Annotated in this window: 20 protein-coding genes and 1 tRNA gene; 7 read left to right on the top strand and 14 right to left on the bottom strand. The window is 62.2% G+C overall.

Features of this window, described 5'->3' with window-relative positions; translation table 11 throughout:
* Window positions 1-8: 8 nt before the first annotated feature.
* Window positions 9-84, bottom strand: a tRNA-Arg gene (locus AC3IQ7_RS02155).
* Window positions 85-283: 199 nt separating this feature from the next.
* Here AC3IQ7_RS02155 and AC3IQ7_RS02150 point away from each other — a divergent pair.
* Complete coding sequence (locus AC3IQ7_RS02150) at window positions 284-844, top strand: c-type cytochrome (RefSeq protein ID WP_046681924.1); 561 nt, start codon at window positions 284-286, stop codon at window positions 842-844.
* A gap of 132 nt (window positions 845-976) precedes the next feature.
* On the opposite strand, the gene AC3IQ7_RS02145 is transcribed toward AC3IQ7_RS02150, so the two are convergent.
* The 3 genes from AC3IQ7_RS02145 to AC3IQ7_RS02135 all read right to left on the bottom strand — a co-directional run bounded on the left by AC3IQ7_RS02145 (window position 977) and on the right by AC3IQ7_RS02135 (window position 6,037).
* On the bottom strand, window positions 977-3,052 hold the full coding sequence (locus AC3IQ7_RS02145; protein WP_489208233.1) for a M13 family metallopeptidase: 2,076 nt from the start codon (window positions 3,050-3,052) through the stop codon (window positions 977-979).
* A 185-nt stretch (window positions 3,053-3,237) separates the two neighbouring features.
* Complete coding sequence (locus AC3IQ7_RS02140; protein ID WP_489208232.1) at window positions 3,238-5,313, bottom strand: M13 family metallopeptidase; 2,076 nt, start codon at window positions 5,311-5,313, stop codon at window positions 3,238-3,240.
* Between the two features lie 130 nt (window positions 5,314-5,443).
* On the bottom strand, window positions 5,444-6,037 hold the full coding sequence (locus AC3IQ7_RS02135; protein WP_489208231.1) for a hypothetical protein: 594 nt from the start codon (window positions 6,035-6,037) through the stop codon (window positions 5,444-5,446).
* A 324-nt stretch (window positions 6,038-6,361) separates the two neighbouring features.
* Here AC3IQ7_RS02135 and AC3IQ7_RS02130 point away from each other — a divergent pair, with 324 nt between their 5' ends.
* The 3 genes from AC3IQ7_RS02130 (at window position 6,362) to AC3IQ7_RS02120 (ending at window position 11,023) form a co-directional block, all read left to right on the top strand.
* A complete protein-coding gene (locus AC3IQ7_RS02130; RefSeq protein ID WP_099377780.1) occupies window positions 6,362-7,804 on the top strand; it encodes a S41 family peptidase in 1,443 nt (480 codons plus the stop codon).
* A gap of 175 nt (window positions 7,805-7,979) precedes the next feature.
* The gene (locus AC3IQ7_RS02125; RefSeq protein WP_489208230.1) at window positions 7,980-9,101 is read left to right on the top strand and encodes a beta-ketoacyl-ACP synthase III; all 1,122 of its coding nucleotides are present in this window, start codon (window positions 7,980-7,982) and stop codon (window positions 9,099-9,101) included.
* A 209-nt stretch (window positions 9,102-9,310) separates the two neighbouring features.
* Window positions 9,311-11,023 carry a cation:proton antiporter domain-containing protein gene (locus tag AC3IQ7_RS02120; RefSeq protein WP_099377778.1) on the top strand — a complete coding sequence of 571 codons (1,713 nt, stop codon included), beginning with the start codon at window positions 9,311-9,313 and terminating at the stop codon, window positions 11,021-11,023.
* A 57-nt stretch (window positions 11,024-11,080) separates the two neighbouring features.
* On the opposite strand, the gene AC3IQ7_RS02115 is transcribed toward AC3IQ7_RS02120, so the two are convergent.
* On the bottom strand, window positions 11,081-13,126 hold the full coding sequence (locus AC3IQ7_RS02115; RefSeq protein ID WP_489208229.1) for a 2,4-dienoyl-CoA reductase FMN-binding domain-containing protein: 2,046 nt from the start codon (window positions 13,124-13,126) through the stop codon (window positions 11,081-11,083).
* Between the two features lie 160 nt (window positions 13,127-13,286).
* Here AC3IQ7_RS02115 and AC3IQ7_RS02110 point away from each other — a divergent pair, with 160 nt between their 5' ends.
* On the top strand, window positions 13,287-13,868 hold the full coding sequence (locus AC3IQ7_RS02110) for an SRPBCC family protein (RefSeq protein ID WP_489208228.1): 582 nt from the start codon (window positions 13,287-13,289) through the stop codon (window positions 13,866-13,868).
* A gap of 127 nt (window positions 13,869-13,995) precedes the next feature.
* On the opposite strand, the gene AC3IQ7_RS02105 is transcribed toward AC3IQ7_RS02110, so the two are convergent.
* The 4 genes from AC3IQ7_RS02105 to AC3IQ7_RS02090 form a co-directional block, all read right to left on the bottom strand.
* Window positions 13,996-14,451 (bottom strand): hypothetical protein, encoded by a 456-nt coding sequence (locus AC3IQ7_RS02105; RefSeq protein WP_099377775.1) that lies wholly within the window; start codon window positions 14,449-14,451, stop codon window positions 13,996-13,998.
* A gap of 42 nt (window positions 14,452-14,493) precedes the next feature.
* Window positions 14,494-14,934 carry a DUF2721 domain-containing protein gene (locus tag AC3IQ7_RS02100; protein WP_035823621.1) on the bottom strand — a complete coding sequence of 147 codons (441 nt, stop codon included), beginning with the start codon at window positions 14,932-14,934 and terminating at the stop codon, window positions 14,494-14,496.
* A 112-nt stretch (window positions 14,935-15,046) separates the two neighbouring features.
* The gene (pip, locus tag AC3IQ7_RS02095) at window positions 15,047-16,003 is read right to left on the bottom strand and encodes a prolyl aminopeptidase (protein WP_322426575.1); all 957 of its coding nucleotides are present in this window, start codon (window positions 16,001-16,003) and stop codon (window positions 15,047-15,049) included.
* A 78-nt stretch (window positions 16,004-16,081) separates the two neighbouring features.
* Window positions 16,082-16,564 (bottom strand): Lrp/AsnC family transcriptional regulator, encoded by a 483-nt coding sequence (locus AC3IQ7_RS02090; protein WP_034752896.1) that lies wholly within the window; start codon window positions 16,562-16,564, stop codon window positions 16,082-16,084.
* A 153-nt stretch (window positions 16,565-16,717) separates the two neighbouring features.
* Here AC3IQ7_RS02090 and AC3IQ7_RS02085 point away from each other — a divergent pair, with 153 nt between their 5' ends.
* On the top strand, window positions 16,718-17,338 hold the full coding sequence (locus tag AC3IQ7_RS02085; RefSeq protein WP_489208226.1) for a LysE family translocator: 621 nt from the start codon (window positions 16,718-16,720) through the stop codon (window positions 17,336-17,338).
* On the opposite strand, the gene AC3IQ7_RS02080 is transcribed toward AC3IQ7_RS02085, so the two are convergent.
* From AC3IQ7_RS02080 to AC3IQ7_RS02060, 5 genes are all read right to left on the bottom strand, one after another.
* Window positions 17,275-18,720, bottom strand: a complete 1,446-nt coding sequence (locus tag AC3IQ7_RS02080; protein WP_489208224.1) for a hypothetical protein — start codon at window positions 18,718-18,720, stop codon at window positions 17,275-17,277. The genes AC3IQ7_RS02085 and AC3IQ7_RS02080 overlap by 64 nt on opposite strands.
* Before the next feature lie 118 nt (window positions 18,721-18,838).
* Window positions 18,839-19,579 (bottom strand): acetoacetyl-CoA reductase, encoded by a 741-nt coding sequence (gene phbB, locus AC3IQ7_RS02075; protein ID WP_099377910.1) that lies wholly within the window; start codon window positions 19,577-19,579, stop codon window positions 18,839-18,841.
* 141 nt (window positions 19,580-19,720) lie between these two features.
* The gene (locus AC3IQ7_RS02070) at window positions 19,721-20,899 is read right to left on the bottom strand and encodes an acetyl-CoA C-acetyltransferase (RefSeq protein WP_034783723.1); all 1,179 of its coding nucleotides are present in this window, start codon (window positions 20,897-20,899) and stop codon (window positions 19,721-19,723) included.
* 213 nt (window positions 20,900-21,112) lie between these two features.
* Window positions 21,113-21,598 carry a phasin family protein gene (locus AC3IQ7_RS02065; protein ID WP_099377772.1) on the bottom strand — a complete coding sequence of 162 codons (486 nt, stop codon included), beginning with the start codon at window positions 21,596-21,598 and terminating at the stop codon, window positions 21,113-21,115.
* 129 nt (window positions 21,599-21,727) lie between these two features.
* A complete protein-coding gene (locus AC3IQ7_RS02060; RefSeq protein WP_489208223.1) occupies window positions 21,728-22,636 on the bottom strand; it encodes a LysR family transcriptional regulator in 909 nt (302 codons plus the stop codon).
* A 118-nt stretch (window positions 22,637-22,754) separates the two neighbouring features.
* On the opposite strand from AC3IQ7_RS02060, the gene AC3IQ7_RS02055 reads away from it, so the two are divergent.
* Complete coding sequence (locus AC3IQ7_RS02055; RefSeq protein WP_489208222.1) at window positions 22,755-24,644, top strand: 5-methyltetrahydropteroyltriglutamate--homocysteine S-methyltransferase; 1,890 nt, start codon at window positions 22,755-22,757, stop codon at window positions 24,642-24,644.
* Window positions 24,645-24,658 lie beyond the last annotated feature (14 nt).

Below are 24,658 nucleotides of genomic sequence, written 5' to 3'. Positions count from 1 at the left end.
GATTTGTCTGGTGCGGCTGGCGGGGATCGAACCCACGACCCTTGGCTTCGGAGGCCAATACTCTATCCACTGAGCTACAGCCGCGTAGGGGGAATTTCTGAAGTGATGCGAAGGATACCGTTTTTCTTTACCTACGTCTACGGAAACTGTCGTATCGCTGGCAATTGCATGTCGCTGCTCAATTTTTGTGCCTATAATTGTGGGTTTCATAAAGGTTTACATACAAGCATGTAAAAATGCTACCTTACACGGCCATCAGTTTCAAATCTGGACTAAGGACATCATGAGCGACGCACATAACGAACAACAATCAGCGATCAAAACGCCTAAACAATTGCTTGCCGCCGTAGCTGGCTTCTTCCTCATCACCGTCATCGGCATCATCCTGCTGGTGCAGTTCGTCACGGCGCAAAAACTGACGGGCGCCGGTACGGACAGCCAGTCGCCGGAAGCCATTGCCGAGCGCTTGAGCCCGGTGGCCAATGCCGGCTTTACCTTCAAGGATGCCAGCGGTCCGAAAGTGCTGCAAAGCGGCGAAGCCGTGTACACGGCGACCTGCGTGGCGTGCCATGGCGCCGGCGTGGCCGGTGCACCGAAATTTGGCGACGCGGGCAGCTGGTCGGCCCGTCTGGCCCAGGGCTACGATACGGTCCTGAAACACGCCATCGAAGGCTTGCGCGCGATGCCTGCCAAGGGCGGCAATCCCGACCTCGACGATGTGGAAGTAGCGCGCGCCGTCGTCTACATCGCCAACGCGTCGGGCGGCAAGTTCAAGGAACCGGAAGTGCCGGCACCGGCCGCTGCCGCTGATGGCGCTGCTCCTGCCGCAGAACCTGCCAAGTAAGCAACGTGCAGTATCAAGGAACCGCCCGGATGGGCGGTTTTTTTTACCCGCAATTTGCGCCAGATCAAACGACGTAAAAAAGCCGCCCGGCTTGCGCGGGGCGGCTGGCAACTTATGCCTGGGACAAGCGTCTTACCACATGATGACGCGGTCTTTTGGTGGCAGATACATCTTGTCGCCCGGTTTCACGTCAAAGGCTTGATAGAAGCCGGGCTGGTTGCGCATGGTGCCGTTGGCGCGGAACTGGCCTGGCGAGTGCGGATCTGTTTTCAGCAAGACCAGTTGCTGCGCTTCGCGCATCTTCATGCGCCATACCTGGGCAAAGCCAGCATAAAAACGCTGCTCGCCCGTGAAACCGTCAATGACGGGGGCTTTCTTGCCGTTCAGCGACAATTTATACGCTTTGTACGCGATCGCCACGCCGGAATTGTCGGCGATGTTTTCGCCCAGGGTCAGCTCGCCGTTGACGAAGTGGTCCTTGACGGGGCTGAAGCTGTTGTACTGCGCCACCAGCTGCTTGGTTTTCTTGGCGAAGTTTTTATGGTCTGCCTTGGTCCACCAGTCGCGCAGGTTGCCGTCGCCGTCGTACTGGGCGCCCTGGTCGTCGAAGCCATGGCTGATTTCATGGCCGATCACGCCGCCGATGGCGCCGTAGTTGACGGCGTCGTCCGCGTTGGCGTCAAAGAACGGCGCTTGCAGGATGGCGGCCGGGAAGACGATTTCGTTCATTTCCGGGTTGTAATAGGCGTTCACGGTCTGCGGCGTCATGCCCCACTCGTCGCGGTCGATGGGCTGGCCCAGCTTGTTCAATTCGCGGTTGTAGTTGAGCAGGTGTGAACGCTGGATGTTGCCGATCAAATCGTCCGACGCCACCGTCAGGCCCGAGTAATCACGCCATTTGTTCGGATAGCCGATCTTGGTGGTGAACTTGGCCAGCTTGATTTGCGCCTGTTTCTTGGTGACAGGGCTCATCCAGTCGAGCTTGTCGATGCTTTGCTTGTACGCCGTCATCAGGTTTTTCACCAGCGCTTCCATGCGCACCTTGCGCTCGGCCGGGAAATATTGTTCCACGTACAGCTGGCCCACGGCTTCGCCCAGCGCGCCTTCGACGGCGCCCACGCCGCGTTTCCAGCGCGGACGCATTTCCGTCACGCCCGTCAGGGTGGTGCCATAGAATGCGAAGTTTTCATCGACATACGCTTTTGGCAGGTAGCCTGCGTTAGCGTGCAGCAAGTGCCATTGGAAGTATGCTTTCCACGTTTCCAGCGGCGTCTTGTTGGCGATCTCCGCAAAGCCTTTCAGGTAGCTGGGCTGGCTGACGATCACGTAATTGACCTTGCCGGCAATGCCCGTATCCTTCAGGTAGCGGGCCCAGTCGTAGCCTGGCGCCACGGCGGCCAGTTTCGCCAGTTCCACCTTATTGTAGGTCTTGACGGGATCACGATTCTGCACATTGCTCCATTGCGCCTTGGCCAGTTCCGTTTCCAGCGCCAGGATGGCCTTGGCATTGGCGGCCGCGTTCGCATCACCTGCCAAACTGAGCATTTTTTCCACGTGGGCCAGGTACTTGGCGCGCATGTCGGCCTTGCCTGCTTCCAGGTAGTAATCGCGGTCAGGCAAGCCCAGGCCGCTTTGCACGATGTCGGCCACGTATTTGGTGGAATCCTTGGCGTCCTGGTGGATGGCGAAGTCGTAAGGCGAGGTCACGCCCAGCTTGCTGAAGTGCGCGATGACGGCCGGCAATTCCGCCTTGTCCTGCAGCGCGGCGATCTTCGCCAGCTCCGCGTTCAAAGGGGTCAGGCCCAGGCTTTCCAGCTTGGCTTCGTCCATGAAACTGTTATAAAAATCACCGATTTTCTGCGCATTCGAACCGGCCGCGCGGGCCTTGTCGGCGGCAGCGCCTTCAACGATGCCGCGCAGTTGCGTTTGCGTATCGTCGGCCAGCTTGGCAAAGCTGCCCCAGCTCGACTTGTCGGCTGGAATGACGGTTTCCGCCAGCCATTTGCCATTCAGGTGCTGGAACAAATCGTCCTGCGCGCGCACGGCAGGGTCGACGTATTCGACGGCGATGCCGGACGTCAGCGCCGCAGCGGCGACGGCCGTGGCGGGAGCGGCAGCAGCTTTCTTCGCAGAATCAGCGGCGCCAGCCATGCCGGACACGCCGGCCAGCAAACTCAGGGTCAATGCACTTAACAAATAACGATTCACGGTTGTCCTCTATATTATATTGTGTGGAATATAAGGGTCAGAAGGCCCAAGGCTTCTGGCCCGGTTTTTGACTGTAGCATACCGGCCGAAACGACAGAAAAAACTTTGGCCAGAATGCAAAAAAGACCACGCGAGGTGGTCTTTTCTGTTGTTACAGTAGTACGTTTTCTACGACGTGCACGTGATTACCAGATGATCACGCGGTTTTCCGGAGCGACATACATCTTGTCGCCCGGTTTCACTCCAAACGCTTCATAAAAACCTGGCTGGTTAACCATGGTGCCGTTGGCGCGGTACTGGCCCGGCGAATGCGGATCGGTCTTGATCTGCACGATTTGCTGCGCTTCGCGCATCTTGCTGCGCCACACCTGGCCAAAGCCCATGTAGAAGCGCTGGTCGCCCGTCAAGCCATCGAGCACGGGCGCCGGCTTGCCGCCCAGCGAGATTTTATAGGCTTTATAGGCGATCGCCACGCCCGAGTTGTCGGCGATGTTTTCGCCCAGGGTCAGGGCGCCGTTGACGTGGTAGCCAGGCAATGGGCTGTAGCCATCGTATTGCTTGGTCAGCGCGTCGGCCTTGGCCGCAAAATTCTTGCGGTCGGCCGGGGTCCACCAGTCGCGCAAGTTGCCGTCGCCATCGGACTGGCTGCCCTTGTCATCGAAACCGTGGCTGATTTCATGGCCGATGACGGCGCCGATGGCGCCATAGTTGACGGCGTCGTCCGCGTTGGCGTCAAAGAATGGCGGTTGCAGGATAGAGGCCGGGAAGACGATTTCATTCATCGTCGAGCTGTAATAGGCGTTCACCGTTTGCGGCGTCATGCCCCACTCTTCGCGGTCGATCGGTTTGCCCAGCTTGGCCACCTGGCGGGCGGAACCGAAGTTGGCGGCGCGCATCATGTTACCCACCAGGTCGCCCTGGATGATCTGCAGCTTCGTGTAATCGCGCCATTTGTTCGGATACGCGATCTTCGGCGTGAACTTGGCCAGCTTGGCTTGCGCTTCCTTCTTGGTTTCCGGGCTCATCCAGTCCAGGGTGTCGATGCTGTCCTTGTAGGCGGCCAGCACGTTTTTCACCAATTCCTGCATGTGCGCCTTGCGCTCCGCAGGGAAATATTGCGCGACATACAGTTTGCCGACGGCTTCGCCCAGCACGCCTTCGACGGCGCCCACGCCACGCTTCCAGCGCGGCTGGTTTTCCGTCACGCCGCTGAGCACCGTGCCGTAGAAGGCAAAGCTTTCGTCGACGAAGTTTTTCGACAGGTAGCTGGCATAGCTGCGCAGCAACTGCCATTCGAAATACGCTTTCAGGGTGTCCAGGTCGGCGGATGCGAGTACCTTGTTGTAGCCGCTCAGGTAGCTCGGCTGGTTGACGATGACGTAATCAACCTTGTTGGCGATGCCCAGGGCGGCCAGGCCGGACTTCAGGTCGTAGCCGGGAGTGAGGTCGTTCAGCTTGTTGATGTCGGTCTTGTTGTAGCGTTTCACGGGGTCGCGGTTCTCGACCTTGGTCCATTGCACTTCGGCCAGGGCCGTTTCCAGCGCAACAACAGCCTTGGCGCGGGCAGCGGCGTTCTTGTCGCCGGCCATGGCCAGCATCTTTTCCACGTGCGCCTGGTATTTCTCCTTGACGTCAGCCTGCTTGGCTTCCAGGTAGTAATCGCGGTCTGGCATGCCCAGGCCGCTCTGGCTCACGTACGCCGCATATTTCGTTGAGGCGCGGGCATCCTGGCCCACATAGACGGCGTACGGGGTCGACACGCCCGTCTGGCTCAGGTGGGCGATCAGGGCCGGTACGCCCTTCTTGTCGCGCAACGAGCGGATGCGGTTCAGTTCGCCGGCCAGCGGCTTCGTGCCCAGCGCTTCGAGCTTGGCTTCATCCATGTAGCTGGCGTACAGGTCGCTGATTTTCTGCGCTTCGGAACCGGCCTTCTTGTTTTTGTCCTGTTGCGTGGCGACGATGATGCCGCGCAATTGCGGCGTGGTGTCATCGCGCAGCTTGGCGAACGAACCCCAGCTCGACTTGTCGGCAGGAATCTCGGCCGTGGCCAGCCACTTGCCATTCAAATGGGTGAAGAAGTCGTCTTGCACGCGCACGGCAGGGTCGATGTACTGCACATCGATGCCGGAAACGACGCCAGCGGCGGCAGGCGCGACGCTGGGCGCCACGGTCGGGGCGGCCACGGCGGATGCGGGTTCGGCGGCATGGGCAAACGCAGCCAACAGGGTCAGGGTCAGACTGCTTAAGAGATAGCGATTCACGGATTGTCCTTATGGGGCATGTCAAAGAGACCGGGCGGATAGCTGCGGGCGGATAGCCTGCCGCGCCAGGCGCTGCAGGAATGTAGCACGCGACCATGCCCTTTGACCATCCTTGCCCCCGGACTGCTCCTCAGTTACCGGGCAACGTCATGCCGGCACCGCCGCTGCCCATGCTCACGCCCGCACCGCCCATGCCGCCCATTCCCCCCTTGCCGCCCTTGCGCCCGCCGTGCTCGCCACCGGGCGCGCCGCGCGACTCGCTGCTGGGCGCGGCGGCGTCCATCACGCGCGCCATCTGGCCGGCGATGAACTGGGCCACCATCTGGCGCTGGTTCTCGTCGAGGGCATCGTTGACGCTCAGCCACCATTCGCGCAGCTGCTTTTCTTCGGCCAGGCTCTGCGTGCTTTCCGTGTCCAGGCCGGCGAGCAAGTCGCGCAACTCCAGCCGGGGCGTTTGCAAACCCTGCGTCACCGCCGCTTGCAGGCGTTCTCGGCGCGCCTTGCGTTCGCGCAACAGTTGGCGCGATTTCCCTTCCACCTGTTGCCACAAGGTGCTTTGATTCGCATTGAGCTTCAATTCCGTCTTGAAATCGGGCGCCATGGGCAACAAGTCTTCCAGGCGCATGTCGGCAATCGGCACGGCCGAGGCGGTCAAGGCGGTCGCACCCAGCAGCAAGGCCAGGCCGAAACGGCGCACGGCGGGGAGAAAGGTCAACGAGGTCATGGAGGCTCCGGATAAAAAAAAGCCTGCGTCCGCAGACGCAGGCAAAACCACTTCGGGTCGAGAATGCGAGTCCACTATAGGGCCGCGGCACACGCTTTTTTTCGACTCTTACAAATGCTTACTCCCCTCAAGAGTAACTATACATCGCATACAAAACCGCAACATATGGCAAGCTGACCGCCCCGTTTTCGCGCGTAGACTGGGCCCAGGCACGCTTTTTCCACGACCGGCCCACGCCGGCAGAGATTCAGGTCTATACTTTCAACAAAGCGCCGCTCCACGGGGACTGGCGCTTGTGCAAGACACGCTAGCTGCAAAGGTGCAATGATGGGCAAACTCAAAAATACCGGCTTGATCGGCCTGGGCGTGGTAGCCGGCGTCGCCGTGTCGCTGCAATTTTCCGCCATGGCGCAAAAAACCGTCGAGCCGCCCCTGCCGCTGGAAGAGTTGCGCCAGCTGGCCGATGTGTTTGGCCTGATCAAGTCCGATTACGTGGAACCCGTCGAAGACAAGAAACTGCTGGAAGACGCCATTTCCGGCATGGTTGCCTCGCTCGACCCCCATTCCGCCTACCTCGACAAGAAAGCCTACGCCGAGCTGCGCGAAGGTTCCGAAGGCAAGTTCGTCGGCCTGGGCATTGAAATTGGCCTCAGCGAAGACGGCTACATCAAGATCGTCTCGCCCATCGAGGATTCGCCCGCCTACCGCGCCGGCATCAAGGCCGGCGATCTGATTACCCGCCTCGACGGCCAGCCCGTGAAAGGCGTGAGCCTGGACGACAACGTCAAGCGCATGCGCGGCGAGCCGGGCACCAAGGTGTCGCTGACGATTGCCCGCAAGGATGAACCGCAGCCGCTGGCCTTCACCATCACGCGCGAGGAAATCCATCAAAAGAGCGTGAAAGCGAAGATCGTCGAGCCGGGCTACGCCTGGCTGCGCGTGTCGCAATTCCAGGAACCCACCGTCGACGACATGGCCGCGCAGATCACGGCGCTCTACCAGCAAGACCCGAACCTCAAAGGCATGGTGCTGGACCTGCGCAACGATCCGGGCGGCGTGCTGCAGGGCGCCATCGGCGTGTCGGCCGCCTTCCTGCCGAAGGACGCGGCCATCGTCTCGACGAATGGCCAGTTGCCCGATTCGAAACAGGTGTTCTACGGCCGCGCCGAATACTATACCTTCCGCTCGGAAGGCGATGCCCTGGCGAAATTGCCGGCCGCCATCAAGAAAGTGCCGCTGGTGGTGCTCGTCAACACGGGTTCGGCTTCGGCCTCGGAAATCGTCGCCGGCGCCCTGCAGGATTACAAGCGCGCCACCATCATCGGCACGCAAACCTTCGGCAAGGGTTCCGTGCAAACCATCCGTCAATTGACGGCCGACACGGCCGTCAAGCTGACGACGGCCCGCTACTACACGCCGAATGGCCGCTCGATCCAGGCCAAGGGCATCGTACCCGACTTGCTGGTCGATGAAAATGCGGACGGCGACGGCCTCAACGGCTTGCGCATCCGCGAAGCGGACCTGACCAAGCACCTGAGCAACGACCGCGACAAGGAAAGCACCAAGGCGGCCCCCGTCAACGACGAGATGGAAGAGCAATTGCGCATCATCGCCCTGGAAAAGACCCGCAAGCCGCTGGAATTTGGCAGCAAGGACGATTTCCAATTGCACCAGGCGCTGAACCACCTGAAGGGTTTGCCGGTGCAGCTGGCCAAGGCCGAACCGGTGGTGGTGCAAGCCGACGTCAAGAAAGAACAGAAAAAGTAAGCAGTACTGACGGGGGGCGCCATGCCCTCCGGTCAGCCGTCCACGCGACAAAAATCAATCTTCCGCCACACTTCCCCTGCCCCGCAACACGAAACTCTCTACAGTCGAGCCTGTTTGTGTAAAATTTGCTTCACTTATCGGCGCCACGTCGATTGCCAAATTTGAAAGTTTAACCATGAAACAAGTCGTCATCAGCGGTACCGGACTGTACACGCCGCCATTTTCGATCTCCAACGAAGAGCTGGTCACCTGCTTCAATGCCTACGCGGAAAAATTCAATGCAGACAACGCCGACGCGATCGCCGCGGGCACAGTGACGGCGCTGGACCTGTCGAGCGTGGCCTTCATCGAAAAGGCGTCCGGCATCAAGTCGCGCTTCGTGATGGAAAAGGAAGGCATCCTCGACCCGGCGCGCATGGTCTCGCGCATTGCGGAGCGGGGCGATGACGAACTGTCGCTGCAGGCGGAAATGGCTGTCGCCGCCGCGCACGACGCGCTGGCCCGCGCCGGCCGCACGCCGGCCGATATAGACATGGTACTGGTCGCTTGCAGCAATATGCAGCGCGCCTACCCGGCCATGGCCGTGGAAGTGCAGGATGCGCTGGGCATCGATGGTTATGGTTTTGACATGAACGTGGCGTGCTCGTCCGCCACCTTCGGCATCCAGCAAGCCGTGGCCGCCGTGCAAAGCGGCCAGGCGCGCGCCGTGCTGGTGTTGAATCCCGAAATCACCAGCGGCCACCTGAACTGGCGCGACCGCGACAGCCATTTCATTTTCGGCGACGCCTGCACGGCCATCATCGTCGAAGCGAAAGACACGGCCGTCTCTACGCACCAGTTCGAAATCATCGGCACGGAACTGAAAACGCGCTTCTCGAATGCCATCCGCAACAATTTCGGCTTCCTCAACCGTTTTGACGAATCCGGCGTGGGCAAGGCCGATAAATTATTCCGCCAGCAAGGCCGCAAGGTCTTCAAGGAAGTGTGCCCGATGGCCGCCGAGATGATCAAGGCCACCCTGGCCAAGGCCGGCGTGGAAGTGGCGCAAGTCTCCCGCTACTGGCTGCACCAGGCTAACCTGAACATGAATTTGCTGATCGCGCGCCTGATCCTGGGCCGCGACGCGGAAGCCAACGAAGCGCCCGTGATCCTCGACACCTACGCCAACACCTCGTCGGCCGGTTCCATCATCGCCTTCCATAAATATCAGGATGACATGGCGGCGGGCGCCACGGGCGTCATCTGCTCGTTCGGCGCCGGCTATTCCATCGGCTGCGTGGTCGTGCGCAAGCTCTGAGCGCATGGGTGTAACATCGCCTGACTCCTGAATTAGGCGATGTTCGAGGTGGATGACATGCGTTCGTGGCCACCTGGACGAAGATATAGCACAGGTTTTTTGCAATAAAGCCGCAGGAAATTTTCCGGCAGGGGCTTTGATGCGTTTATACTTGGTCGCTGAGCAACATCTTTTTCTACCAGCACGTCCCCATAAGGAACCCCACACGCATGCCCCATGACATCAGCCTGATCACCACCATCGCCGCCGCCCTCGGGTTCGGCCTCATCTTCGGCTTCATCGCCGCGCGCCTGAAACTGCCGGCCCTGGTCGGCTATCTGGCCGCCGGCATCATCATCGGACCGGCCACGCCCGGTTTTGTGGCGGATGCGGAAATAGCGGGACAATTGGCGGAAATCGGGGTGATGCTGATGATGTTCGGTGTCGGCCTGCACTTTTCCATCGAAGACTTGTGGGACGTGCGCAAGATCGCGCTGCCCGGCGCCATCCTGCAGATCGGTGTCGCCACGGCGATGGGCATGGGCCTGGCCCACTGGTGGGGCTGGACCCTCGGCGGCGGACTGATCTTCGGCCTGGCCCTGTCCGTGGCCAGTACCGTGGTGCTGCTGCGCGCGCTGGAAGAACGGGGCATCCTCGACTCCCTGAATGGGCGCATCGCCGTCGGCTGGCTGGTGGTGGAAGACCTCGTCACCGTGCTGGTCCTCGTGCTGCTGCCGGCGTTTGCCGGCGTGCTGGGCGGCAAGGTCGCGCCGGATGCCGAGGCCGTCAGCCTGTGGCAAACCCTGGCCATTACGCTGGGGCAAGTAGCCGGTTTCATCGTCTTCATGCTGGTGGTCGGCCGCAAGCTGTTCCCATGGATCCTGTGGCAAGTGGCGCGCACCGGCTCGCGCGAGCTGTTCACCCTGTGCGTGATCGCCGCCGCCGTCGGCATCGCCTACGCTTCGACCAAGCTGTTCGGCGTGTCGTTCGCGCTGGGCGCCTTCTTCGCAGGCATGGTGCTGCGCGAATCCGAACTGAGCCACCGCGCCGCGGAAGAGTCGCTGCCGCTGCGCGACGCGTTTGCCGTGCTGTTCTTCGTTTCCGTCGGCATGCTGTTCGAGCCGAATATCCTCATCGACAAGCCCCTGCAAGTGCTGGCCGTGTGCGCCATCATTATCTTCGGCAAGTCGATTGCCGCCTTTTTGCTCGTGATGGCGCTGCGCTATCCGCCGAAAACGGCCATCATCGTCTCGGCCAGCCTGGCGCAGATCGGTGAATTCTCATTCATCCTGGCCGCGCTGGGCCTCTCCCTGGGCCTGATGCCGCAGGAAGGCCAAAGCCTGATCCTGGCAGGCGCCATCCTGTCGATCGCCCTCAACCCGCTCGTCTTCAGCATGGCCAAGCCGCTGCTGCGCGTGATGAGCAACAGCGATTTCGCGCGCAAGTTCGAACGCACCACGGACCCGCTGGCCGAGCTGCCGATGACGGTGCCGCAGGAAAAACTGTCGGGCCAGATCGTTCTGGTCGGCTATGGCCGCGTGGGCCGGCGCATCGCCGCCGCCCTGATGGAACGGGGCATCCACTTCGTCGTGGCCGAGGAAAACCGCGAAATCGTCGACCAGCTGCGCAAGCAGGGCATCCCGGCCGTGGCCGGCAATGCGGGCGAACCGGCCGTGCTGATCCAGGCGCACATCACGCACGCCACCATGCTCGTCATCGCCACGCCCGATACCTTCCACGTGCGCGCCATGATCGAGACGGCGCGCGCGCTGAACCCGAGCATCATGACGGTGGTGCGCACGCATAGCGAGGAAGAGGCGGAATTGCTACGCGCGGAAAACGCAGGCAAGGTATTTATTGGCGAGCACGAGCTGGCCAATGGCATGGCCGAACACGTGCTGCAGAGTTTTGATGCGGCGAAGAAAGGGCATGGCGGGCATTAAGCCGGCACCCTTTCCATCCAGCAAGCCTGCCCGCTACCCAGCCGGCAGGCTTTCTTTTTACAGGCTGGCGGCCAGCTCCGCCCCTTCCCGTATCGCCCGCTTGGCGTCGAGTTCCGCCGCCAGCGCGGCGCCGCCAATCTTGTGGAAGCGCGGACCGCCAGTGGCCAGGGGCTTGCCATCCTTGTCGGCGGGCGGCATGAGTTCCGTCAGGCTGTCCTGGCCGGCGCAGATGACCACGTTGTCCACCGCCAGCAGGCGCTGCTCGCCGCCCACGGTGATGTGCAAGCCCTGCTCGTCGATCTTGTCGTAGCTCACGCCGGCCAGCATGGCCACGCCATTTCTCGCCAGCGCCGCGCGGTGCACCCAGCCCGACGTCTTGCCCAGCCCCGCGCCCACTTTCGACGTCTTGCGCTGCAACAGGAAGATTTGCCGCACGGGATCGGGCGCGACGGGCGGCACCAGGCCGCCGCCGGTGGCCGCGTTCAAGTCCACGCCCCACTCGCCCGCCCACGTCGCCACGGGCTGCGGCAACGGATGCGCCGGGTCGTGCAATAAATACTCTCCCACATCGAAGCCGATGCCGCCCGCGCCGATGATGGCCACGCGCGCGCCCACGGGCTTCTTGGCTTGCAGCACATCCAGGTACGACAGCACCTTCGGATGGTCGATGCCGGGAATGGCCGGCAAGCGCACCTTGATGCCGGTGGCGACGATGACGTCGTCATAGCCGCCGGCCAGCAATTGCTCGCGCGTGACGCGCTGGCCCAGGCGCAACTTGACGTCCAGCAGTGCCAGCCGGCGCGCAAAATAGCGGATGGTTTCCGTGAATTCTTCCTTGCCCGGAATTTGCATGGCCACCTTGAACTGGCCGCCCACGCTGTCGCTGCTGTCGAACAGGGTCACTGCGTGCCCGCATTCGGCGGCCACGCAGGCGGCGGACAAGCCGGCCGGTCCCGCGCCGACGACGGCCACCCGGCGCGGCACGGCCTTTTTCGCGTACACGAGTTCCGTTTCATGGCAGGCGCGCGGGTTGACGAGGCAGCTGGCACGCTTGTTGGCAAAGGTATGGTCCAGGCACGCCTGATTACAGCCGATGCAGGTGTTGATTTCGTCCGTGCGGCCGGAGGCGGCCTTGGCGACAAAATCGGGGTCGGCCAGGAAAGGGCGCGCCATCGACACCAGGTCGCAGTCGCCCCGCTCCAGGATGGCGTTGGCTTCGTGCGGCATGTTGATGCGGTTCGACGCCACCACGGGAATCGTCACTTCGCGGCGCAATCGGCCCGCCACGGAAGCGAAGGCGGCGCGCGGCACCGAGGTGACGATGGTGGGCACCCTCGCCTCGTGCCAGCCGAAGCCGGTATTCAGAATGGTCACGCCGGCCTGCTCCAGCGCCTTGGCCACCGTTACCACGTCCTCCCAGGTGTTGCCGCCCTCGACCAGGTCGAGCAGGGAATGACGGTACATGATGATGAAGTTGGGGCCGACGGCGGCGCGGATGCGGCGCACGATGTCCACGGGCAGGCGCATGCGGTTCTCGATCGTGCCGCCCCAGCGGTCCTGGCGCAGATTCGTGCGCGCGCACAGGAACTGGTTCAGCAAATATCCTTCGCTGCCCATCACTTCGATGCCGTCATAGCCCGCCTTTTGCGCCAGGCGCGCGCAGCGCACGTAGTCGCAGATGGTGCGCTCGATGCCCCGCTCGCTCAGGGGACGGGGCCGGAACGGCGAAATCGGCGATTTCTTGGCCGACGCCGAAACGACGAATGGCTGATAGCCATAGCGGCCCGCATGCAGGATCTGCATGACGATCTTGCCGCCCTCTTCGTGCACGGCGCGCGTCACCTTGCGGTGGTTCGGCACGTCGCCGAGGAAATTGAGCGTGCCGCCGAACGGCAGCAGCCAGCCCTGGCGGTTCGGCGAGATGCCTCCCGTGACGATCAGCCCCACGCCGCCGCGCGCCCGTTCGCGGTAAAAGGCGGCCAGCTTGCCATAGTGATAAAAACGGTCTTCCAGGCCCGTATGCATGGACCCCATGATGACGCGGTTGCGCAAAGAGGTAAAGCCCAGGTCAAGCGGGGCCAGCAGGTGGGGATAGGCAGTCATGGTGATCGGTCCGGTAGAGGTGGTATGCAGGCCGTACGGTAGCAAGCATTGCCGATCGCCGCAGTGTATTTCTCTAGACCGGGAGTTCTAAATCGCCCGGCGCACGGGCCGGCGATGCGTACAGCTTGTGCCGGGCGCAAGTTTCCCGTAGGCTAGGTGCATGACGCGACTCTTCCTTTGCCTGCTGATGCTGTGCGCCGTCCCCGCGACCGCGCTGGCACAGGCGATACGCCTGGACAAGCTGAAGGTCGACGTCAAGCGCATCGAGGTCGACGGGCAGCGCATGTATGAAGTCGATGCCAGCGGCAGCGTGCAGGCGCCGCCGGCGTCCGTGTGGAAGACCCTGACCACCTACGAGCGCATGAGCGAATTCGTGCCCGACCTCAGTTCCTGCCGCGTGCTGTCGCGCAACGGCAATGAAGTCGTCATCGAGCAGCAGGGCATGGCGCGCTTCCTGTTCATGAACCACCCCATCCACCTGGTGGTGCGGGCCACGGAAACGCCGTTCACGGCCATCGACATCGCCCTGATCTCCGGCGACATGCGGCACTACGAATCGCGCTGGAATTTGTATCCCATCCCCGAGACGGGTGGCACGCGCATCGTCTTTTCCAGCCGGCTGATGCCAGGCTTCTATGTGCCCGGCATGCTGGGCACGACCATGATACGCGGTGATATCGAACGCATGATGGCGGCAGTACTCACCCGCATCGACAGCCAGTACGCCGATAAATCCGGATAACGACACCGGAAAAAACCTACTGCGCGTCGCGATTTGCAGCCTCCGCTGCTCACTGTGCTAAAGCACAGCTCCGCTGCTCAGCTACAACTCCCATCCGCTCGCTACGGTTTCATCCGGTGTTAAAAAATCAGGCCAAATAGGTGTCGCGGTCGCGGATTTCCGCGAAGTTTTCCAGGCTGCCCAGCTTGACCGTGACGGGATTCAGGCTCGCTTGCGGCTGCATCGAGCGCCAGGCGAACAGCCATTCCTGCTCGGCTGCTTCGGCGCGCGTCTTGGTGAAAGCGGCGCCCAGGGCGGCGCGCTGGCCATACTCAACGACGCCATCGATGCCTGCCCAGCTGGGCAAGGTGCGCTGCACGGCGCGGTGCAGGCGTTCGCCGAATTCTTCCGTATTGTGGATGATCAGACAGGCGTCGGCCGGGGCGAACAGGTCGAACAGTTGCTTGTCCCACACTTGCGAAAAACTCAGGGTCAAACAATTTCCCGCAGGCATCAGGCGGAACTGGCCCAGGCTCAGCGCCAGCTCGAGTTCGCTGCGCTGGCCGTAGCGGTGCAGGGTGGGGGGACGTTTGTAATCGTGCATGCTGGACTCGTTCTTCAATAGTAGGGTAAACCGGCGCGCCGCTTAGCGTGGCGGGCGGATATGGCGCCGGATGCGCTGGGCCGTCGCGGCCAGATAAATTTCGCGCAGTAAATAAATAAAACAGCCGATCAGGCAAATCACGGCCAGCACAAAGAAGGCCGCGATGTATTTGTCCAGGGTCAGGTTCAGAATATCGCCCAAAAACAGCATGGCGATGATGACGCAGACGAAGAAACCGCACGCCGTGCTCAGCGAAATCGAATAATTGATCAGATGGGTACGCTGATACAAGGTATCGAGCTCATCCATATAGAAATCGTTGTAGCCGATGTCGAGCCGGTCTTCCAGCACGCGCGTACGGTCGATGATGCGACCCAGGCGGTTGGTCAGCACCACCAGCATGGTGCCGATACCGGTCAACAGGAAAACCGGCGCAATCGCCAGCTGGATGATATGGCCGATGTCGCCGATCTGTATGTTCATGGATAAAAAGTCGTGGGTTCACACCGGCGCCCGACCTTGGCGCCAGCACAGGCCATAGTGTAGCAGGTGGCGCACGCCGGCTGGCCGCTTTGCCAACCGGCGTGGTCTGGCATCATGCGAAGCCGCGCCCCGGCACGAAGCGCTCGGTGGCGCGCACCAGCGCCGAAGCGATGCCGTGCTCGAGCGCGCCATGGCCCGCGTCGGGGATCATTTCCAGCTGCGCGCCGGGCCAGGCTTGCTGCAGGCGGTAGGCCGACAGCGGCGGGCAGATGGCGTCATAGCGTCCCTGCACGATGACGGCCGGCAAATGCGCGATACGCCCCATGTTGCGGATCAGCTGGTCTTCCTCGAAGAAACCGAGATTGGCCATGTAGTGCGATTCGAGCCGGCCCACGCCCAGGTCCAGCGCATCGTTCGGCGCATCTTCCGGCTGCGGCATCAGGTACACGCGGCGCCCTTCGAAGCGGCTCCAGGCGCGCGCGGCCGGCCAGTACACGGCGGGATCACTGCTGAGGATGCGTTTCACGTAAGCCGCCAGCAAGTCGCCCCGTTCCTCGGCTGGAATAGGCGCGGCGAATTCTTCATACAGTTCCGGATAAAACCAGCGCACACCCTCGATGAACCAGTCGATTTCCGCTTGCGTGCACAGAAAAATGCCGCGCAGCACGAAACCGAGGCACGCTGCCGGATGCGCCTGGCCATACGCCAGGGCCAGGGTCGAGCCCCACGAGCCGCCAAACACCAGCCATTGGGCGATGCCGAACTGGGCGCGCAAGCGTTCGATATCGGCGATCAGCAGCTGCGTCGTGTTGTTGCGCCATTCGCCCAGCGGCGTGGACTTGCCGGCGCCGCGCTGGTCGAACAGGATCACGCGGTAGCGCTGCGGGTCAAAAAAGCGGCGATGCTGCGGCGACAGGCCCGCGCCCGGGCCGCCATGCAGGAACAGCACGGGAATGCCGTCGGGATTGCCGCACTCTTCCCAGTAAATGGTGTGGATGTCATCGACCGCCAGCATGCCGTGCCGGTTCGGCGACAGGACAGGAAACAGGGGGGACAAAGAATCGGGCATGGCGGTCCTTAGAATGGCAGTCAGGGCGCCAGGCACGCGTCCTGGCAACTGTTCCAATTATAGTGCGCCGCCAGCGCCTCAGGCCAGCAGCAAGGGCAGGCGGTTCGACGACTTGATTTCGCGCATCGACAGGCTGGACTGGATTTCCGCCACGCCAGGCAGGCGGCGCAGCACGGTCGAGACGAATTCGCCATACGCTTCCAGGTCGCGCGCCACCACTTGCAGGAAATAATCGGCTTCGCCCGCCACATTGTGGCACGACAATATCTCGGGAATCGTCGCGATGGCTTGCTCGAACTGCGACGGCTGTTCGCCGCCATGGTTGGCAAACACGACGCGCACAAACGCCACCAGGCCGATGCCCAGCTTCTTGCGGTTGAGCAAAGCCTGGTAGCCGGTAATAAAACCTTCCTCTTCCAGGCGGCGCAAACGGCGCCAGACGGGGGTTTCGCTCAGTTTCAAGCGCTCGGCCAGGCGCGCATTCGACAGCCGTCCTTCATCCTGCAACAGCCTGAGTATCTGTAAATCGGTGGCGTCGAGGCTAACTTCTGAAATTTTCATCTAATTTTTATTTTTATAAGAGTGGAATCTACCCTAATACTAGGGCATGCGAGGCAGGAAAAGCAAGCACATTTCATCACAGCAAGAACATAATGGGATACCGGCGAGCAGGCCGCACCGTGCGCATGCTCCCGCTTTCTTTTCGACCGAGCCATGTCCGATTCTACCTTCCTGATGTACCTGCTGGCACTGGCTGGCGCCTTTTTATTACCGGGCCCCGACATGGCGCTGGTGCTGGCGACGGGCGCCGCGCGCGGCGTGGCCACGGCGCTGGTGACGGCCATGGGCATTGCCGGCGCGCGCGCCGTGCACGTGGCGCTGTCGGGCGCGGGCCTGGCGGCATTGATGGTGACGCATCCGCAAGCCTTGCAGTGGGTCAAATGGGCGGGCGCCGCCTACCTGCTGTACCTGGCGCTGCGCCTGCTGCAGTCGGCCCTGTCGAGCAAAACGGCACAGGGAGCAGCTGCCCCCGCCACGGCGCATGGCGCCCGCGCCAGCCTGGTGCGCGGCTTCCTGACGAATCTGCTCAATCCGAAGGCACTGTTGTTTTGCAGCATGTTCCTGCCGCAATTCGTCGTCGGCAGCGAGCAGGTCGGCATGCAATACCTGCGCCTGGGTGCCGTGCTGGTGCTGGTGGGCCTGCTGTTCGATGCCCTGTACGCCGTGCTGGCCGCGCGCCTGGCGCGCCGCCTGCGTGGTAAACCCTCGCCTTACGGCAAGTTCGTGCTGCCCACCGTCTTCGTCTTGCTGGCCGGGCGGCTGGTGCTGGGCTGACCTTCAGGCGGAAGCGTCGTGCCTTCGGCAAAGAAGGCGGGATAATCGTGCAGCAGGCTGCGCTCCAAATCGTCGACCTTGCGAAATTGCCGCAGCGACGGCGCCATGGCACGCCCCGCATCCCAGCTGCGCCAGGCGTTCGGCGCATCGAATTGCGCCAGCAAGGCGTCACCCAGGTCCTGGTACACGGCGGCCATATGCGGTTTTGCCTGCAGCACTTGCAAATACAGCGCGGTCGCTGCCGGCCACTGCCCCAGCTTGGCACGCAAATTTCCCTCGAACAAGGCCAATACGGGCTGCTCCAGCCCCGTTTGCTTCCTCAATTCCTGCACGGTAGCCAGCGCGGCCGCGATGCCCTCCTGGTCCTTGGCCAGCAGCCCCCGCGTCAGATCGTGGATGGGCTCGCACTCCTGCATGGCCCGTATCTGCTGGGGCGACAGCTTGTCGACCAGTTCGCCCGTGGAAAAATGGTCTTCCAGCATGGTCAAGAAAGCCTCGAAGGGCTTTTCCGCGGCAAAGAGCTTTTCCGCTTCGGCCCGCAGCGCGAGATGTGCCTGGGCCGCCTGGGGTCCCAGCGGCGGCAAGCGCGCCGCCTGCGCCAGCACGCGCTCGAGCGGGGACGCATCGGCCTCCAGCGGACGGGGCCGGTAGGCGGCCAGAGAATATGTGGCGGGCGCATCCATGACAAGCCGGCTGATGCGGAAATGCCGCGTCACCGTGCCGCCCACCTCCTGGTAGTGCAAGGTGAAGTCGGCAGGAAGGCGCTTGCCGCCGGCCAGCATCTTCAGCACCAGCGGGTGGCCACCCCAGGTGTAGCGCAGGTACTGGGCAAACGCCGTGGCCTCGTCACCGCTGACGGGGCTGCCGGCTATGCCCAGGCGCAGCAGGGGCTGTCCGTCGAGCGACCACAGCACGGCACCGTCGAGCACGTGCGGCGCCAGCGCATTGCGCCGCCTGGCCGCCGGCACGGACAGCGCTTGCTCTTCATACACGGGCAGCGTGACGTGAGCCTGCAAGCCGCCAGCCTGGAGCGCGCCGGCCATGCCCTGGCGGTGCGCGATCTCGATGCGGCGAAAGCCCGCCACGTCGAACAGCGAATAGCTATCGTAGGTGGATGCCGCCAGATCGATCAGGTGGCGGCGGCGCGTGGCAAAGTCGAGCACGGACAGGCTCTTGCCATCACGCACGCTCAGGTAATGAGGCCCCAGCACGACATCGCTTTCCTGCATAGCGCGCGCGGGCAAGCTGGTTTTCACGCCAGGCTGGTTGACGCGCTCGGTAGTCACCGTGACGTGGAAGGCGACGCTGGCCTGGGCCACGCTGGCGCCCAGGAAAAGGATGGCGGCCACGCTGGCGCGGCGCAAGACAGGAACAAGGGTCATGGAGATGATGCATTGGAGAAATACTGATTCTAAGGCAAATCCGGCGATCTCCTTGTTTTGCTGGCAAGCATAAAAAAAGACAGCCGCAGCTGTCTTTTCTGTTTTACCTCAACAACGATTACGACATGTGCTGGCCGCCGTTGATCGAGATGTTGGCGCCCGTGACGAACGCCGCTTCATCGGAAGCCAGGTAAGCCACCAGGCCGGCCACTTCTTCCGGCTTGCCCAGGCGCGCCATCGGAATTTGCGGGATGATTTTGCTGTCGAGCACTTCCTGCGGAATCGCCATGACCATCTTGGTGCCGATGTAGCCTGGCGAGATGGTGTTGACGGTGACGTTCTTGCGCGCCACTTCCAGCGCCAGCGACTTGGTGAAACCATGCATGCCGGCTTTCGCGGCCGAATAGTTGGTCTGGCCGAAGGCGCCCTTCTGGCCATTCACGGACGAGATATTGATGATGCGGCCCCAGCCGCGTTCCACCATGCCGTCGCAGACAGGCTTGGTCATGTTGAAGACGGAATCGAGGTTGGTGCCCATCACGGCATCCCAGTTCGGCTTGTCCATCTTCTTGAACGTCATGTCGCGCGTGATGCCGGCGTTATTCACCAGCACGTCGACAGGACCGATGTCCTTTTCCACGGCAGCCACGCAGGCGGCCGCCGAATCGTAGTCGGCCACGTCGCACGGATATGCCTTGAAGTCATAGCCCATGTCCTTCGTCGTCGCCAGCCAGTCAGCGACCTTCGGATTGCCTGGGGAATATGTGGTCACCACGCGATAGCCGAGCGCGGCCAACTTGAAACACACCGCTTCGCCCAGACCACCCATGCCACCAGTTACCAATGCAACTCTTGCCATTTTCATCCCCTCAGTGTCGTTCTGTTGCTAAAAAGTTAATTATTTAAATAAAGCAGTCCAAAACCGCTGCATGACGGCGGCGTACCGCATCAAACCAGGCCGCCGCACGGTATGCGCAACAGCCTGGGTTCGTGCTAGCGCTTAATCCCGCTCGATCGCTAAAGCAACACCCATGCCGCCACCGATGCACAAGGCAGCCAGGCCTTTCTTGGCGTCGCGGCGGATCATTTCGTGGATCAGGGTGACCAGGATGCGCGCGCCGGAGGCGCCGATCGGGTGGCCGATGGCAATCGCGCCGCCGTTCACGTTGATCTTGCTGGTATCCCAGCCCATTTCCTTGTTCACGGCAATCGCTTGCGCGGCAAACGCTTCGTTGATTTCCATCAGGTCCAGCTCTTCATGCGTCCAGCCGGCTTTTTTCAGGCACAGACGCGATGCGGAGACGGGGCCCATGCCCATGACGGCCGGGTCCAGGCCCGACGATGCGTAGGCCTTGATGCGCGCCAGCGGCTTCAAGCCCAGTTCCTTCGCTTGCGAGGCGGACATCATGATCACGGCGGCGGCGCCGTCGTTCAGGCCCGACGCGTTGCCGGCCGTGACAGTACCGTCCTTGGCGAACGCGGGACGCAGGCCGGCCAGCGATTCCAGGGTCGAACCAGGCTTGATGTATTCATCGCTGTCGAAGACGACGGTGCCTTTTTTGTTGGCGATTTCCAGCGGCAGGATTTCATCCTTGAACTTGCCCGCCTTTTGCGCCGCTTCCGCCTTCAGTTGCGACTGCAGCGCGAACTCATCCTGCTCGGCGCGCGTCACTTCGTATTTCTTGGCGACGTTTTCCGCCGTGATGCCCATGTGATACTGGTTGTACACGTCCCACAGGCCGTCGACGATCATGGTGTCGATCATCTTGAAGTCGCCCATGCGGAAACCGTCGCGCGAGCCGTTCATCGCGTGCGGCGAAGCGCTCATGTTTTCCTGGCCGCCGGCGATGATGATGTTGGCGTCGCCGCACTTGATCGCTTGCGCCGCCAGGTGCGTGGCCTTCAGGCCGCTGCCGCATACCTTGTTGATGGTAAATGCCGGGATGGAGCTAGGCAGGCCAGCCTTGATGACGGCCTGGCGCGCGGCGTTCTGGCCGACGGCGGCCGTCAGTACCTGGCCCAGGATCGCTTCGCCGATCAGGTTCGGGTCGATGCCGGTTTGTGCCAGCAAGCCCTTGATTACATGCGCGCCCAATTCGGACGCAGGAATCTTGGCCAGACTGCCACCGAATTTGCCGACTGCGGTACGGCCGGCGGCCACGATTACGACATCATCCATTTATTTCTCCGATAAGCAGGCCACGAGGGCCAAGGTCAAGGTGTTAATACAATCCAATGAGAATCCGGGAAGACACAGCAAGCTGTGTTTCATTCTAGCGCGGCATGCGCCGCAGTTCCAGCGCCGCACCGCAGGCGGCGGCGATGACAGCCTGCTTGCGGTGGCGGCGGGCGGCCTGGCGCGGCGGATAGCCGCTGCCGGGCCGCAACACGCTCAGGCCTGGCGAGCAGGACGCGTATTTTTATTTTTATCATACCCTTCATCGGCGCCGCCGAAAGTGGTTTTTAGAAAATTATTGAAGGGAATAATCAGGGGCACGGGCGTTTGCTTTACCACCTGCAACAGCTCGTCAATTTTTTGACGCGATGCAGCAAACTCACCCTTTGTCACAGTATCGAATTTCTCCTGGGTTTCCTGAGCAACATCCTTTGCCTGACGGTTATATGCACCGATGCGTTCGATGGCCAGTTGCGACTGCGTGCGCGACAGTTGCAGCAGCGCTTGCGTATCCTTCGCGGACAGCAGCTGATTGCCCGCTACCGTAGCGGCCGCCAGCGCCGCGCGGGCCGCATCTAGCTGCAATTCCAGGACGCTGGCGCCGCTGTCGACGGCGGCCTGGGCATACGCTTGCGCGCTGATCAATTGTGCTTCCACCACGGCCTTGCCGGCCAGTGCCCATTGCTCGGAAAATGAAAACATAGTGTTCCTCCCCAAAGAGTAGGCAGCGCCATGTTGCGCCGCACAGTGCTCAACTGTAAGCGGTGGTTCATTGCTGAACCTTGATATTTATCAAGCTTTGCTGTTGGTTTGTTTCCAATTCAACGTTGATCAGGACAACAACTTGATACCGTCGAGCGAGGCCGCGCACTGCTCGCGTATCACGCCGACGAAATCGCGCACATACGCCTTGTCCTGCAGGTGGTCCGGCACGGACACGTACAAATCGCTCCACAAGCCGTGCTCGCCCACCGGGCGCGCCACCACATAATCGTAATCGACGTAATTCTTGATGGCCCAGTTCGGCAAGGCGGCAATGCCGCGCCGGCTCGCCACCAGCTGCAGCACGGCGACCGTCAATTCGGCCGTGCGACGTTCAAACTGGATGCCGGCGGGCCGCAGCACTTCGCGGATCAGGTCGATGCGTTCTTCCGGCACCGGATAGGTAATCAGGGTCTCGCCCGTAAAGTCGGCCGCCACCAGCCGGCGCTGCGCCTGCAGCCGGTGCTTCTGCGCCATCACCACCAGCATTTCAAAGCGGAACAGGGGGAACACGGTGAAATCGGCGCCATACGGCGAACCGATCACGAGGTCCGCCTCGCCCGAACGCAGCAAGTCCGCCGGTTCGCTGTGAAAGCCGGAGACAAGATCGATCTCCACTTCCGGCCAGCGCTGGCGGAACGCATCCATCACGGGCATGAGCCAATCGAAACAGGTATGGCATTCGAGCGCCACGCGCAACTGCCCCTTGTCCCCCTGCGACAGGCGCGCCACGTCGCGCTCGGCCAGCTCGATCTCGGGCAGCAGCTTGTCGGCCAGCTCCAGCAACCGGCTGCCCGTGGCCGTAAACGCGATCGGCATCGACTTGCGCTCGAACAGGGGCGCCTTGTAGCGCTCTTCGAGCAAACGGATCTGGTGCGACAGGGCCGACTGGGTCAGGTTGAGCAGCTGCGCGGCGCGCACCAGGCTGCCGGACGAACGCAGGGCACTCAAGGTGCGCAGGTGACGGATTTCTAGCATCGGGGAAATGGATTCTGTGCGTGAATTATTTTCATGTTATTCGGCAAAATGTTTCGTTTTGATTATAGTTCAAGTTGCCGCACACTCTAGCGCATTCACATTAAATCTCGATGACATCATGACCATTCGTACCCACATCCTTGGCTTTCCCCGTATCGGCGCCGCGCGTGAGCTGACATTGGCGCTGGAAAGCCACTGGCGCGGCGAGGTGTCGGAGGCGGCCCTGGAAGCGACGGCCCAGCAATTGCGGGCGCGCCACTGGGCCTTGCAACGCGATGCCGGGCTTGATTACGTGACCGTGGGCGACTTCGCCTTGTATGACCAGGTGGCCAACCATATCCAGCTGCTGGGCTGCGAACCGGCGCGTTTCAACTTCACGCCGGAGCAATCGCCCCTGGCGCGCTACTTCACGATGGCGCGCGGTGAAGCAACGCATGCGGAGCATGCGGACTGCGGCCACGCGCACCGTAGCAACGCCGCCGGCACTGCCGCGCTGGAAATGACCAAGTGGTTTGACACCAATTACCATTACCTGGTGCCCGAACTGTCGCCGCAGACCCGATTTTCTCTCGCTGGCGAGCGCCTGCTGGCGGAAGTGGCCGAAGCGCAGGCGCTCGGTCACCAGGTCAAGGCGGCCCTGATCGGCCCCCTCACCTTCCTCTGGCTGGGCAAGGAAAAGACGCCGGACGAGTCAGGCTTCGACCGTCTGGCCCTGCTGGAACAATTGCTGCCCGTCTACGGCGCTCTGCTCGACCGCCTGAAACAGCAAGGCGTGACGTGGGTGCAGCTGGACGAACCGATCCTGGGCCTGGACTTGCCCAGCGCCTGGCGCAGCGCCTTCGAGAGCACGTATTGGCAGCTGAACCAGGTGGGCGTGAATATCCTGCTGGCCACGTATTTCTCGCCGCTGGAAGAAAACCTCAGCCTGACCTGCCGCCTGCCCGTGGCCGGCCTGCATGTGGACGGCATCCGCGCGCCGCATGAACTGACCAGCGTGACGGACTGGCTGCCCGCGCATAAAGTCTTGTCGGTCGGTATCGTCGATGGCCGCAATATCTGGCGCACCGACCTCGACGCAGCCCTGGCCGTGCTGCGGCCGCTGGCGGCCAAGCGCAATGGCCACCTGTGGCTGGCGCCGTCATGCTCCTTGCTGCACGTGCCGTTCAGCCTGGCGGCCGAGACGGAGCTCGATAGCGAAATCAAGACCTGGCTGGCGTTCGCCACGGAAAAACTGTCGGAAATCGCCGTTCTCAAGGATGCGCTTGAAGGCCACCCCGATGACAGCGCACTGGCCGCATTGGCCACTTTCCGTCAGGCCATTGCCAGCCGCCGCGCCAGCCATAAGCGGGGCGAACTTGGATCCGCCGAGTATGAAGCACAGATGCGCGCCGAAATCGCCCACGCTGTGGGACGCCAGGAAGCGCTGGGCCTGGACGTGCTCGTGCATGGCGAGGCGGAACGCAACGACATGGTCGACTACTTTGGCGAGCAACTGGACGGTTTTATCTTCACGCGCCACGGCTGGGTGCAATCGTACGGCTCGCGCTGTGTGAAACCGCCCGTCATTTACGGCGACGTGCAGCGCCCGGCCGCCATGACGGTGGCCTGGACGGTGCACGCGCAAAGCCTGACCAATAAACCGATGAAGGGCATGCTGACGGGCCCGGTGACGATCTTGCAATGGTCGTTCGTGCGCGACGACCAGCCGCGCGCCGCCACGGCGCTGCAGCTGGCCCTGGCCATCCGCGATGAAGTCCAGGATCTGGAAACGGCTGGCATCGGCATCATCCAGATCGACGAGCCGGCCATGCGCGAAGGCTTGCCGCTGCGCCGCGGCCAGTGGGACGCCTACCTGGACTGGGCCACGCGCACCTTCCGCATCGCCGTCATTCCACCAGCCCAGTTATGGGTCAACCCGGACTGCGGCCTGAAGACGCGGGGCTGGGCGGAAACGGAGGCGGCTTTAAAGAATATGGTCGCGGCGGCGCGGCAGATGCGCGCAGCTTGATCCAGGACAGCGCC

Source organism: Janthinobacterium sp. GL_088 (assembly GCF_057837845.1).
This window is presented reverse-complemented; position numbering and strand designations above follow the sequence as displayed.